Origin of the sequence: Robertmurraya beringensis, from assembly GCF_042433785.1 — a bacterium.
Taxonomy (GTDB): domain Bacteria; phylum Bacillota; class Bacilli; order Bacillales; family Cytobacillaceae; genus Robertmurraya_A; species Robertmurraya_A beringensis.
The window spans coordinates 152,783-164,966 of the sequence record NZ_JBHLUU010000032.1 but is presented as its reverse complement, the minus strand read 5'-3'; the positions used below and the strand labels follow the sequence as shown (position 1 = coordinate 164,966).

Below are 12,184 nucleotides of genomic sequence, written 5' to 3'. Positions count from 1 at the left end.
TGTGTGCTGGGGGATTACTCGGACAATTAATTCAGTTAGCACAGGTTTGAGTCCACTAAAGGTACTATTCGGACAAGAAAGGGCGATTTGGGAGGGAGTAGAGTCTGAATAGCGGTGTTATTCGGACAGGAAAGAGAACTTGTGACGGGATAGAGTCTGAATAGAGTTGTCATTCGGGCAGGAAAGATCACTTGTGACGGGATAGAGTCTGAATAGAGGTGTTATTCGGACAGGAAAGATCACTTGTGACGGGATAGAGTCTGAATAGAGATGTCATTCGGACAGGAAAGAGCGCTTGTGACGGGATAGAGTCTGAATAGAGATGTCATTCGGACAGGAAAGAGCGCTTGTGGCGGGATAGAGTCTGAATAGAGATGTCATTCGGACAGGAAAGATCACTTGTGACGGAATAGAGTCTGAATAGAGATGTTATTCGGACAGGAAAGAGCGCTTGTGACGGGATAGAGTCTGAATAGAGATGTCATTTGGACAGGAAAGAACACTTGTGGCGGGATAGAGTCTGAAAAGAGTTGTCATTCGGACAGGAAAGAGCGCTTGTGACGGGAGTAGAGTCTGAATAGACATTCGATTCGACCCCTACAACCTTCAATACTCTGGCAATAAAAAAGCCACTACTATTACTCCTAATACGCATAACTCCCCAACCTATGGCAAAACATAGTAAAAAACTTCGGAGGTGCTAGACAAGCGTGAAACGTAGAATCATTTTTTTAACAGCCTTGTTATTCTCATTTGTTTGCACTCCCGCTTTATCAGCTAAAACACTCATTCATCCACCCATCCCAGAAGAACCCCTCACAACGGAAAAAGTCGCGATCGTGACACTACCAACACTTGCGACAGAAGAGCAAATCAAACAACTCATCGAACCATACCCTGACCTTGAGCTCCGTCATATTTTCACCGAGGCTCTGAATGGCTTTTCGGTTAAAGGGACGAAGGGATCTCTTGATAAGCTCGCACAAACGTCCAAAGTCGAGTCAGTTTCTCCAGTGACAACCTACAGCGTGCAGTCAGAATCGAATATAGAAATCATTGGTACAGAGGAAGTGCGAGGATACTTTGATCCGAAAGACGAACGGCTTACCGGAAAGGGGATCACCGTCGGGGTTATTGATACAGGGATTGATTACCATCATCCTGACTTAAGACGAAGCTATAAAAGGGGCTATGATCTCGTCGATATTGATGATGATCCGATGGAAACGAAGGGTATGTACGGCCAAAGTACCTTACATGGGACGCATGTGGCCGGCATTATTGCGGCAAATGGAAAGATCCAAGGAGTCGCACCTGACGCAAAGATTATTGCCTATCGTGCGCTTGGACCGGGTGGATCAGGAACAACGGAACAAGTGCTTGCTGCCATTGACAAGGCAATCAAAGATAAAGTAGATATTTTGAATCTCTCACTAGGAAACAATGTGAATGGTCCGGATTTACCCATATCGCTCGCATTAAATAAAGCGGTGGAGAACGGGATCACAGCGGTAACTTCTTCTGGAAACTCGGGACCGAATATGTGGACGGTTGGTTCTCCTGGTACGGCATCAAAAGCCATATCAGTTGGTGCCTCCACACCCATTTTGAAGGTTCCTTATCTCAAGATCGATGGAAGGAAAGAAACTTTAAGGCTCGAACCGATGCAGGGCTCTATAGATTGGAAGCTTGATCGGTCGTATGAAGTGGCATATGGAAAGCTTGGGAAAAAAGAAGACCTTGCCAATGTTGCTGGAAAAATAGCTCTTATTCAAAGAGGGGAACTAACCTTTTCGGAAAAAGCATGGTATGCACAGGAAGCTGGTGCAGTCGCTGTGATTATTTTTAATAATATGAATGGTGAGTTTGCTGGAAATCTCGATCGTCCGATTGATATTCCGGTTGCCACCATGTCTAGGGAGCTCGGTTTAGACATCGTTAAATCAATGGCTAGCCAAAAAATCCTTGCAACAACAAATATAATAGAAGAAAAGGACTTGCTTGCTAGTTTTAGTTCGAGAGGACCTGTTACTTCGACTTGGGAGATTAAGCCGGATGTGGTCGCACCGGGAGTAGCGATAACGAGCACGATTCCAGGGGGATACTTAGCTCTTCAAGGAACAAGTATGGCGGCCCCGCATGTGGCTGGAGCCGCAGCTCTAATCAAGCAAGCTCATCCAGATTGGGGACCGGAAGAGATCAAGGCCGCGCTCATGAATACGGCTATTCCAATAGTAGATGGAAAAAAAGTCCCTTATAAAACGTATGAGCAAGGTGCTGGAAGAATAAGAATTCCTGAAGCGATCCAAACAAGTACGCTCGTAAAGCCTGCTTCCCTGCAATTTGGGAAGTTTAAGTTAGTAGAAAGGCAGCATGAGCATACCCAGCAGCTGACGTTTAAAAATGTAAGCGACCGTCGTATGACCTATCGTTTTGAAGTTCCTCATCAAAGGGACGGAATACAGTTTGAGCTGCCTCTTGCTTTTTCTGTAGATGCGGGAAAAGAAAAAACGGTGGAAGTAACGATGAGTGTGGACCCAAGTGAACTAAATAAAAAAATACATGAAGGCCATTTGACCATCATGGCAGGATCTCAAAAAGTAAGTGTGCCCTATCTGTATGTTTTAGAGGAACCGGATTACCCGCGTATTATGGGGTTTGAATTTGGTCCTGGAGATAAACATGGGGTGTATCATTACGAAGTGTATTTACCGGGTGGAGCAGATGAATTTGGAATTGCTCTTTTTGATCCAGACACATATCGGTTCGTTAAATTTTTAGATTGGAAACGGAATGTCGCAAGAGGAATGCTAAAGATGGACATTCCAGTGGAAAAATTACCAGAAAATGGATTATACTTAGCAAAGGTTTTTGCGAAAAAAGCTGGTAAAGAAGATATGGTTGAAACAGGGATTGCTGTCTCGAAAGTGAAAGAACGGTAAGGAAAAGAGGGAGTGAGAACAACGCTCCCTCCATTTGCAATAGGAAAATAAAAAACTTTTTGAACATAATGTGAACAAGAATTTCCATTGTTTGAATTGTGAACTTTTTCACTCCAAACTAATTGACATTGACAAGTGCCTATTGTATGCTTACAAAGGGTATTAATGATAGGGTTTTCAACATGGGTACTGTATAAATATAGTTTTCCTAACCCCGAAAAATCCATTGCGAAAAACAATCTTCTATCTACCAGTCTCTTTAAAAGGACGTGCCTGAAATGAATCAAAAAAACCGTCGTCCATATCAAGCAATGGCGTTAATGTCGGGGATTCTTTCGCAGTTGGTAGGCTCCGTATTAATAGGCATTTTTGCCGGAAGATGGCTTGACCGTACACTTGACACCGAGCCGCTTTTTTTAATTATCGGATTGCTACTCGGTTTAGCTACAGGGGTCTATTCTACAATTAAACTCATCCAACATTTTTTTTCGGGAGATTAATGTCAATGCCAGAAACAAAAGGAATTTACATACGTCAAAGAAAATGGCTATTCTTTTTAATGGCTTTCTATGCTCTGGGCTGGGGGTTTACTTCCTACCAAACTGTTTTTTTAGGTCTTGCATTTGGGACTAGCCTTAGCTTGTTTAATATGTGGCTACTTAATAGAAGAATTGACCGATTTGGTGAGACCATTCAAAAAGGAGAAACGGTCCGCTCGTTAGGGATGTTTTCAAGGATGGCTACAGCTGTTGTAGCGGTAATGATAGCAATGGAATATCCTGATTTACTTCATTTTTACAGCGTGATATTAGGATTAATGACATCTTATATAGTCATTATGATAGATATACTTTTCCAATCATTTAAATTTTTACGTAAATAGCGGGGAAGAGAGGTGAATACAGTTGAGTCATGAAGCTCCTATAGTCAAGATTTTAGGATTATACTTTAATCTTTCAAACGTTGTAATGATTACAGTCGCAAGTGTTATTGTGTTTCTAATTGCCTTATTGGCGACTCGTAAGCTAGAAATGAAGCCCACAGGAATGCAAAACTTTTTAGAGTGGGTCATGGATTTTGTAAAAGGTATTATTAAAGGCTCTATGGATTGGGAGACCGGCGGAAGATTTCATATTTTGGGATTAACCTTAATCATGTACATATTTGTTTCGAATATGCTAGGGTTACCTTTTGCTATTGTGTACGACCATGAGCTTTGGTGGAAATCTCCAACCGCAGATCCAGTTATCACCTTAACACTAGCTGTTATGGTAGTTGCGTTATCGCACTATTATGGTGTCAAGATCAAAGGAGCGAAAGAGTACGGGCGAGATTATTTTAGGCCAGTAGGGTTTCTGTTCCCACTAAAAATTATTGAGGAATTCTCCAACACACTTACATTAGGTTTGCGTCTTTATGGAAATATCTACGCAGGGGAGATTCTGCTAACACTACTCGCTGGAACACTTGCAACAGGTGTTACAGGACATTTAATTGCAATACTACCAACAATTGTTTGGCAAGGTTTCTCTATTTTTGTTGGTTCTATCCAAGCGTTTATCTTTACTTTATTAACAATGGTCTACTTGTCTCACAAAGTCAGTTCCGACCATTAATAATATAATGTTCATTCAATGAACAAAAACTAACTTTTATATACAATAAGGAGGAAATTAGAAATGGGTGCTATAGCAGCAGCAATCGCAATTGGTTTAGCAGCATTAGGTGCAGGTTTAGGGAATGGTATGATCGTTTCACGTACGGTTGAGGGGATTGCTCGCCAACCAGAAGCTCGTGGAATGCTTCAAACAACAATGTTCATCGGGGTTGCATTCGTAGAAGCGATTCCAATCATGGCCGTTGTAATTGCCTTTATGGTAGTTGGACAATAGTAATTAAATAGTGTCTATATAAATAGATTTTCAAAAACTTGGCGAAGATCATTCCTTGAGAAACTTCGCCTTTCCTTTATGTACAATTATTAAATGTCGTGTTATTAAATGATAAATTTTTGATGTTGAATGTTTCTCGAAAGGAGTGAATTGCGTGTCAACAAGCCTTTTTGTATTAGGTGCGGCTGCTGGAGAACCATTGTTTAATAGTGGAGATGTCATTTTCCAACTTGTAGCATTTTTAATTTTATTAGCACTTTTAAAGAAGGTTGCATGGGGTCCATTAATGGGCGTCATGAAGCAACGTGAAGAATATGTGGCAAATGAAATTGAAAATGCAGAAAAAAACCGTCAACAAGCAGCATCTTATTTAGAAGAGCAAAAGAGTCTGATTAAACAAGCGAGACAAGAAGCTCAGCAACTTCTTGAGAGTGCGAAAAAGCAAGCTGATGTACAGCGTGAAGAAATTATTTCAGCTGCACGCGCTGAGTCTGAACGCCTAAAAGAAGGTGCAAAGCAAGAAATTGAGCAACAAAAGCAACATGCAGTTGCAGCGATTCGTGAGCAGGTTGCATCATTATCCGTATTAATTGCTTCAAAAGTGATTGAAAAGGAATTGACAGCATCTGATCAAGAAAAATTAATTAATCAATACATTCAAGAGGCAGGAGAGAAGCGATGAGCAATGCTACAATAGCTAAGCGTTATGCGGTCGCTCTATTCCGTCTGGCTAAAGAGAAAAACCTTCTGGACCAAATGGAAAGTGAACTTCGCGTAGTGAAAGAAGTGTACAGCCAAAATGCTGGGCTTTCGGTTGTCTTGAAATCTCCTAAGCTTACGAATGAGAAGAAAAAAGAGATAATCAAACAGGCATTCTCTAATGCTAGTGTATATGTTCTAAACACGTTAATGATTCTAATCGATCGTCATCGTGAGGACTATATTGTAGCAGTGGCTGATTATTTTATTGAATTTGCAAATGAAGAAAGAGGAATTGCTGAGGCAAAAGTATACACTACTCGTCCGCTAACAGAAGCTGAGCAACAAGCATTATCTGCTACGTTTGCTGCTAAAGTTGGAAAGCGATCTCTCCGTATTGAAAATATTGTTGATACCAATCTGCTCGGCGGCATCAAGCTTCGAATCGGAAACCGAATTTTCGACGGTAGCTTGCGCGGAAAGCTTGAGCGCTTGGAACGTCAATTGTTAGGCTAAGATTCGTAGATAGGGGTGAAACTCATGAGCATCAATGCTGAAGAAATTAGTGCGCTGATAAAACAGCAAATCGAAAACTATCAGTCGGAAATTCAAGTGAGTGATGTAGGTACTGTTATCCAAATTGGTGACGGAATTGCTCGTGCTCATGGTCTTGACAACGTAATGTCAGGTGAGCTAGTTGAATTTTCGAACGGCGTTATGGGTATGGCGCAAAACCTAGAAGAAAATAACGTTGGTATTATCATCCTTGGACCTTTCACAGATATTCGTGAAGGTGACGAGGTTCGTCGTACAGGACGTATCATGGAGGTTCCAGTTGGTGAAGAGCTAATTGGCCGCGTGGTAAACCCTCTTGGACAACCGGTTGACGGTATGGGTCCAATTCAAACAACAAAATCTCGTCCAATTGAAGCTGGAGCACCTGGTGTTATGGATCGTAAATCTGTACACGAGCCACTTCAAACGGGTATTAAAGCGATTGACGCACTTGTGCCAATCGGTCGTGGTCAACGTGAGTTAATCATCGGAGACCGTCAAACAGGTAAAACATCTGTTGCTATCGATACCATCCTTAACCAAAAGGATCAAAACATGGTATGTATCTATGTAGCCATCGGACAAAAGGAATCAACGGTTCGTAACGCAGTTGAAACCCTTCGTAAAATGGGTGCATTAGAGTACACAATCGTTGTAACAGCTTCTGCATCTCAACCAGCTCCATTATTATACCTAGCTCCTTATGCTGGTGTAACAATGGGTGAAGAGTTCATGTACAATGGCAAGCACGTACTAGTAGTATACGATGATCTTTCTAAGCAAGCTGCGGCTTACCGTGAATTATCACTATTACTACGTCGTCCTCCAGGTCGTGAAGCATATCCAGGGGATGTATTCTACTTACACAGCCGTCTATTAGAGCGTGCTGCAAAGCTTAGCGATGCAAAGGGTGCTGGTTCAATCACAGCTCTTCCATTCATCGAAACTCAAGCAGGTGACGTATCTGCTTATATTCCAACAAACGTAATTTCGATTACGGACGGACAAATCTTCTTACAATCTGACCTATTCTTCTCTGGTGTACGTCCAGCGATCAACGCAGGTCTTTCTGTATCACGTGTAGGGGGCTCTGCCCAAATTAAAGCGATGAAAAAGGTTGCAGGTACACTGCGTCTTGACCTTGCTTCATACCGTGAGCTAGAAGCATTTGCTCAGTTCGGATCTGACTTAGATAAAGCAACACAAGCAAAGCTTAACCGTGGAGCTCGTACAGTTGAAGTTCTAAAGCAAGATCTAAACAAGCCGTTAAAAGTAGAGAAGCAAGTTATGATTCTTTACGCATTAACTAGAGGCCATTTAGATGATATTCCAGTAACGGATATCCAGCGTTTCGAAGGTGAGTTCTTAAGTTGGTTAGACCACAACCGCAAGGAAGTGCTTGACCAAATCGTAACAACAAAAGACCTTCCAGCTGACGATGTATTAGTATCAGCAATCAACGACTTCAAAAAGACGTTTGCTGTTAGTGAGTAATTGATAAATGGGAAGAGGAAGACCGGTTCTTCCTCTTTCCCAAGTGTTTCACTTTGAAAACAAGGTGGTGAGAATCTGTGGCATCATTACGCGATATAAAATCTCGTATTACTTCGACGAAGAAGACGAGCCAAATTACAAAAGCCATGCAAATGGTATCTGCTGCAAAGATGAATCGTGCAGAAATGAACGCGAAGTCTTTCGTTCCTTACATGACGAAGATTCAAGAGGTTACTGCTTCGATCGCACAAGGAAGTAAGGACGTGCAAAACCCATTGCTTACAAGCCGTCCGGTAAAAAAGACTGGGTATGTAGTCATTTCTTCTGACCGTGGTCTAGCGGGTGCATACAACAGTAACGTGCTAAGGCAGCTATTTAATACAATTAAAAGCCGTCACCAATCAAACGATGAGTTTGCGATTATCGCAATCGGACGTGTTGCCCGTGACTTTTTTAAGAAACGCAATATGCCGGTTATTCTGGACATCATTGGAGTTCCAGATCAACCAAGCTTCGCTGAAATAAAAGACATCGCATCAAAAACCGTCGGTATGTTTGCTGATGAGACGTTTGATGAGTTATTCCTATATTACACCCACTACGTAAGTGCGATTCAACTGGATGTAACGGAGAAGAAGCTTCTTCCTCTAACTGATATTCAATCAGAAGGGAAACTTACATCTTACGAGTTTGAACCATCTGCGGAGGAAATTCTTGATGTCCTATTGCCACAGTACGCGGAAAGCCTAATTTATGGCGCCCTTCTTGACAGTAAAGCAAGTGAGCATGCTGCAAGGATGACGGCTATGAAAAATGCAACAGACAACGCAAACGAGCTAATCAGCAACCTAAGCCTTGTCTACAACCGTGCACGTCAAGCGGCAATTACACAAGAGATTACTGAGATTGTTGGTGGAGCAGCGGCGTTAGAATAGCGGAAGCGGCTTGAACAGCTCCGACAGGCATAAGACGAAAACCGCAAGAGGTCCTGACCTCTGGAGGGTTTTGGCTTATGACCCCGAGGAGCTAGCCGCTGGAGCTGGACACCGAAACACAATACCATTCTTCTATGGACCTAATATCCATAGATTATATTTGCTAAGTTTTATGAAGTATTAAGGAGGGAACACAATGACTAAAGGACGCGTTCTTCAAGTTATGGGTCCGGTTGTTGACGTAAAGTTCGAAAGCGGTCATCTACCACAGATCTATAATGCACTTAAAATTGTAAACAACGCGCAGAGCGAATCTGAAGTTGATATCAACTTAACCCTTGAAGTTGCCCTTCACTTAGGTGACGATACAGTTCGTACCATCGCAATGGCTTCTACTGACGGATTAACTCGTGGAATCGAAGTAGAAGACACTGGTGCTGCTATCTCTGTACCAGTTGGTGATGTAACACTTGGACGTGTATTTAACGTACTTGGTGAGGCAATCGACTTAAACGAGGATATTCCTGCAAGTGCTCGTCGTGACTCTATTCATAGAGAAGCACCAAAATTCGAGCAACTTTCTACACAAGTAGAAATTCTTGAAACTGGTATCAAAGTAGTAGACTTACTTGCTCCATATATTAAAGGTGGAAAAATCGGTCTATTCGGTGGTGCCGGTGTAGGTAAAACAGTTCTTATCCAGGAGCTAATCAACAACATCGCTCAAGAGCACGGTGGTATCTCCGTATTCGCAGGTGTTGGTGAGCGTACACGTGAAGGTAATGACCTTTACCACGAAATGACTGACTCTGGAGTTATTAAGAAAACAGCGATGGTATTCGGACAAATGAACGAGCCGCCTGGGGCACGTATGCGTGTTGCTCTAACGGGTCTGACAATGGCTGAATTCTTCCGTGATGATCAAGGACAAGACGTTCTTTTCTTCATGGATAACATCTTCCGTTTCACACAAGCAGGTTCTGAGGTTTCTGCCCTTTTAGGCCGTATGCCTTCAGCGGTAGGTTACCAACCAACTCTTGCTACGGAAATGGGTCGACTGCAAGAACGAATCACATCTACTAACGTAGGTTCTGTTACATCTATCCAAGCAATTTATGTACCTGCCGATGACTATACGGATCCGGCTCCAGCTACAACATTCGCTCACTTAGATGCAACAACTAACCTTGAGCGTAAGCTTTCTGAGATGGGTATCTACCCAGCGGTGGATCCACTTGCTTCAACTTCTCGTGCATTGTCACCAGAAATCGTTGGAGAAGAGCACTACTCAGTAGCTCGTCAAGTTCAGTCAACATTACAACGTTATAAAGAACTACAAGATATCATCGCAATCTTAGGTATGGATGAGCTATCTGACGAAGATAAGCTTATCGTAGGTCGTGCGCGTCGTATCCAGTTCTTCTTATCACAAAACTTCCACGTGGCAGAACAGTTCACGGGACAACCAGGTTCATATGTTCCTGTTAAAGAAACGGTGAAAGGCTTCAAGGAAATCCTAGAAGGTAAGTATGACCATCTTCCAGAAGATGCATTCCGTCTTGTAGGTAGAATTGAAGAAGTAATCGAATCAGCAAAGAAAATGGGCGTAGAGGTCTAAATTAGGACCAGGAGGGTAAAAAATGAAGACGATTAAAGTCAGTGTTGTTACTCCCGATGGCCCGGTGTATGAATCAGATGTGGAAATGGTAAGCACCAAAGCTCAAAGTGGTGAGTTAGGTATTTTACCAGGACATATTCCAATGGTCGCACCGTTACAAATTGGATCTGTTCGTTTGAAAAACGGCGGCAAAACAGAATACGTAGCAGTAAGTGGCGGTCTTTTAGAAGTTCGTCCTGACCAAGTATCCATCTTGGCTCAATCTGCAGAAGTATCTGATAGCATCGACGTCGAACGCGCACTACGTGCAAAAGAGCGTGCTGAAGAACGCCTGCGCGAGCAACAACGTTCACACGTAGACTTCAAGCGTGCCGAAATGGCATTGCAACGTGCCATCAACCGTATCTCTGTTTCAGAGAAGCGATAAAACAATCAATCAACCAACCCCCTTTGGCGACTCTTAGTCAGATCGTCGGAGGGGGTTTTTTTATGTTTATTTTTTGGTTGAGCGGGGAAAAAGAGGGTGTTAGGTTCCCGTGAGAGAGAGGAGAGCTGTGTGATGGTAATCAAAGTGGTAGTTAGGTTCCCGTGGGCGAGGAAAAAACTGTGTGATGGTAATCAAAGTGGTAGTTAGGTTCCCGTGAGTGAGGAAAAAGCAGTGTTGCGGTAACCAAAGTGGAGGTTAGGTTCCCGTGAGCGAGGAAAAAACTGTGTGACGGTAACCAAAGTGGAGGTTAGGTTCCCGTGAGCGAGGAAAAAACTGTGAGACGGTAACCAGAGTGGGTGTTAGGTTCCCGTGAGCGAGGGAAAAGCAGTGTGACGGTAATCAAAGTCAGGCTTTAGTGCCCGTAGAGCTGGAAAAAAAGCTTGCATGGTAACTGAATCAAACAAAGACAACCAAGCACACCTCCTTGATCTACTAATCCACCAAAAATAATAATATTTTCATATTTCATTGACTATTCTCACAGACAAACACCGCTTTTTACCATTTAATAGAATAAAGATTATTATTTCACATACTATATCCTCGAGGGACAAGAAACAATTTTTCAGAAATTCCAATAAAAGTCTTTGGCTTGTCGACACAAATTTGTAACAGTGTTATAATGAATTCGGTTACATAATTTAATGTTTAGAAAATTATAAGACATTGGAGGGGATGGACATGGAGCTTTTAAATGTATATCAGAATAACTATCTGATTGTCTTTGTGTTTCTATGTCTAGGTGTTTTATTACCTGTGGTTGCGCTGTTTCTGGGGAAACTATTGCGTCCGTATAAGCCTTATGATGCGAAGTACACCACATACGAAAGCGGAATTGAACCATTTCACGATTCAAGAGTGCAGTTCAATGTCCGCTATTATATTTTTGCTCTAATGTTTGTAATCTTTGATGTTGAAACCGTGTTTCTTTACCCATGGGCAGTAGCTTATGAGAAACTCGGTATCTTTGCATTGATTGAAATGCTTATTTTCGTATTAATGCTGCTTGTAGGACTTGTCTACGCTTGGAAGAAGAAGGTGTTAAAATGGACTTAAAATTGGAAAACATCTCACCAGAAGAATTAGAAGAGTTAAAGAGAAATGTATTTTTAACAACACTAGAACAAATTAAAGCATGGGCACGAAGCAATTCATTGTGGCCAATGACATTCGGGCTTGCTTGTTGTGCGATCGAAATGATGGGCGTAGGTTCTTCACACTATGACCTTGACCGATTCGGATCGTTTTTTCGTACGTCTCCACGTCAGTCAGATGTCATGATTGTGTCGGGTACGGTTACGAAGAAAATGGCGCCAATTGTCCGTCGACTTTACGATCAAATGCCTGAGCCTAAGTGGGTAATTGCGATGGGCTCATGCGCTACAGCTGGTGGACCTTATGTAAAGTCGTATTCAGTCGTGAAGGGTGTCGATCAAATCGTACCTGTCGATGTGTATATTCCAGGCTGCCCTCCTAACCCAGCAGCACTTATTTACGGAATTAATAAATTGAAGGAAAAAATTCGCTATGAGGCTAAGACTGGGAAGAGGGTGATCTAATCC

At 42.4% G+C, this 12,184-nt stretch carries 13 protein-coding genes; all 13 read left to right on the top strand.

Features of this window, described 5'->3' with window-relative positions; genetic code table 11:
* The first annotated feature begins 710 nt into the window (after nt 1-710).
* The 13 genes from ACFFHF_RS11370 (at nt 711) to ACFFHF_RS11310 (ending at nt 12,181) form a co-directional block, all read left to right on the top strand.
* Nucleotides 711-2,942, top strand: a complete 2,232-nt coding sequence (locus ACFFHF_RS11370) for a S8 family serine peptidase (protein ID WP_377058182.1) — start codon at nt 711-713, stop codon at nt 2,940-2,942.
* Nucleotides 2,943-3,220: 278 nt separating this feature from the next.
* Nucleotides 3,221-3,442 carry an AtpZ/AtpI family protein gene (locus ACFFHF_RS11365; RefSeq protein ID WP_377058181.1) on the top strand — a complete coding sequence of 74 codons (222 nt, stop codon included), beginning with the start codon at nt 3,221-3,223 and terminating at the stop codon, nt 3,440-3,442.
* Nucleotides 3,443-3,447: 5 nt separating this feature from the next.
* On the top strand, nt 3,448-3,825 hold the full coding sequence (locus tag ACFFHF_RS11360) for an ATP synthase subunit I (RefSeq protein ID WP_377058180.1): 378 nt from the start codon (nt 3,448-3,450) through the stop codon (nt 3,823-3,825).
* Nucleotides 3,826-3,847: 22 nt separating this feature from the next.
* Nucleotides 3,848-4,558 (top strand): F0F1 ATP synthase subunit A, encoded by a 711-nt coding sequence (gene atpB / locus ACFFHF_RS11355; RefSeq protein WP_377058179.1) that lies wholly within the window; start codon nt 3,848-3,850, stop codon nt 4,556-4,558.
* A gap of 63 nt (nt 4,559-4,621) precedes the next feature.
* Nucleotides 4,622-4,834, top strand: coding sequence for a F0F1 ATP synthase subunit C (gene atpE, locus ACFFHF_RS11350; protein WP_053361064.1), 213 nt, complete (start codon nt 4,622-4,624; stop codon nt 4,832-4,834).
* Nucleotides 4,835-4,988: 154 nt separating this feature from the next.
* Nucleotides 4,989-5,516, top strand: a complete 528-nt coding sequence (gene atpF, locus ACFFHF_RS11345) for a F0F1 ATP synthase subunit B (protein WP_377058178.1) — start codon at nt 4,989-4,991, stop codon at nt 5,514-5,516.
* Entirely contained in the window at nt 5,513-6,049 is a 537-nt protein-coding gene (locus ACFFHF_RS11340) for a F0F1 ATP synthase subunit delta (RefSeq protein ID WP_377058177.1), read from the top strand. The genes atpF and ACFFHF_RS11340 overlap by 4 nt, the downstream gene beginning before the upstream one ends.
* Before the next feature lie 24 nt (nt 6,050-6,073).
* Nucleotides 6,074-7,582 (top strand): F0F1 ATP synthase subunit alpha, encoded by a 1,509-nt coding sequence (gene atpA, locus ACFFHF_RS11335; RefSeq protein WP_340905928.1) that lies wholly within the window; start codon nt 6,074-6,076, stop codon nt 7,580-7,582.
* 77 nt (nt 7,583-7,659) lie between these two features.
* A complete protein-coding gene (locus ACFFHF_RS11330; RefSeq protein ID WP_340905927.1) occupies nt 7,660-8,517 on the top strand; it encodes a F0F1 ATP synthase subunit gamma in 858 nt (285 codons plus the stop codon).
* A gap of 196 nt (nt 8,518-8,713) precedes the next feature.
* Entirely contained in the window at nt 8,714-10,135 is a 1,422-nt protein-coding gene (atpD, locus tag ACFFHF_RS11325) for a F0F1 ATP synthase subunit beta (protein WP_066059969.1), read from the top strand.
* Nucleotides 10,136-10,157: 22 nt separating this feature from the next.
* Complete coding sequence (locus ACFFHF_RS11320; protein ID WP_160545856.1) at nt 10,158-10,562, top strand: F0F1 ATP synthase subunit epsilon; 405 nt, start codon at nt 10,158-10,160, stop codon at nt 10,560-10,562.
* A 741-nt stretch (nt 10,563-11,303) separates the two neighbouring features.
* Nucleotides 11,304-11,678: an NADH-quinone oxidoreductase subunit A gene (locus tag ACFFHF_RS11315; RefSeq protein WP_066059966.1), complete on the top strand. Its 375-nt coding sequence runs from the start codon at nt 11,304-11,306 to the stop codon at nt 11,676-11,678.
* A complete protein-coding gene (locus tag ACFFHF_RS11310) occupies nt 11,669-12,181 on the top strand; it encodes a NuoB/complex I 20 kDa subunit family protein (RefSeq protein ID WP_377058176.1) in 513 nt (170 codons plus the stop codon). Before ACFFHF_RS11315 ends, ACFFHF_RS11310 begins: the two co-directional genes overlap by 10 nt.
* Nucleotides 12,182-12,184: the final 3 nt, after the last annotated feature.

What these genes read in the sequence shown, in the direction of transcription:
- ACFFHF_RS11365 (WP_377058181.1), top strand. Translation starts at nt 3,221, where the DNA reads ATGAATCAAAAAAACCGTCGTCCATATCAAGCAATGGCGTTAATGTCG.
- ACFFHF_RS11360 (WP_377058180.1), top strand. Translation starts at nt 3,448, where the DNA reads ATGCCAGAAACAAAAGGAATTTACATACGTCAAAGAAAATGGCTATTC.
- atpE (WP_053361064.1), top strand. Translation starts at nt 4,622, where the DNA reads ATGGGTGCTATAGCAGCAGCAATCGCAATTGGTTTAGCAGCATTAGGT.
- ACFFHF_RS11340 (WP_377058177.1), top strand. Translation starts at nt 5,513, where the DNA reads ATGAGCAATGCTACAATAGCTAAGCGTTATGCGGTCGCTCTATTCCGT.
- atpA (WP_340905928.1), top strand. Translation starts at nt 6,074, where the DNA reads ATGAGCATCAATGCTGAAGAAATTAGTGCGCTGATAAAACAGCAAATC.
- atpD (WP_066059969.1), top strand. Translation starts at nt 8,714, where the DNA reads ATGACTAAAGGACGCGTTCTTCAAGTTATGGGTCCGGTTGTTGACGTA.
- ACFFHF_RS11320 (WP_160545856.1), top strand. Translation starts at nt 10,158, where the DNA reads ATGAAGACGATTAAAGTCAGTGTTGTTACTCCCGATGGCCCGGTGTAT.
- ACFFHF_RS11315 (WP_066059966.1), top strand. Translation starts at nt 11,304, where the DNA reads ATGGAGCTTTTAAATGTATATCAGAATAACTATCTGATTGTCTTTGTG.
- ACFFHF_RS11310 (WP_377058176.1), top strand. Translation starts at nt 11,669, where the DNA reads ATGGACTTAAAATTGGAAAACATCTCACCAGAAGAATTAGAAGAGTTA.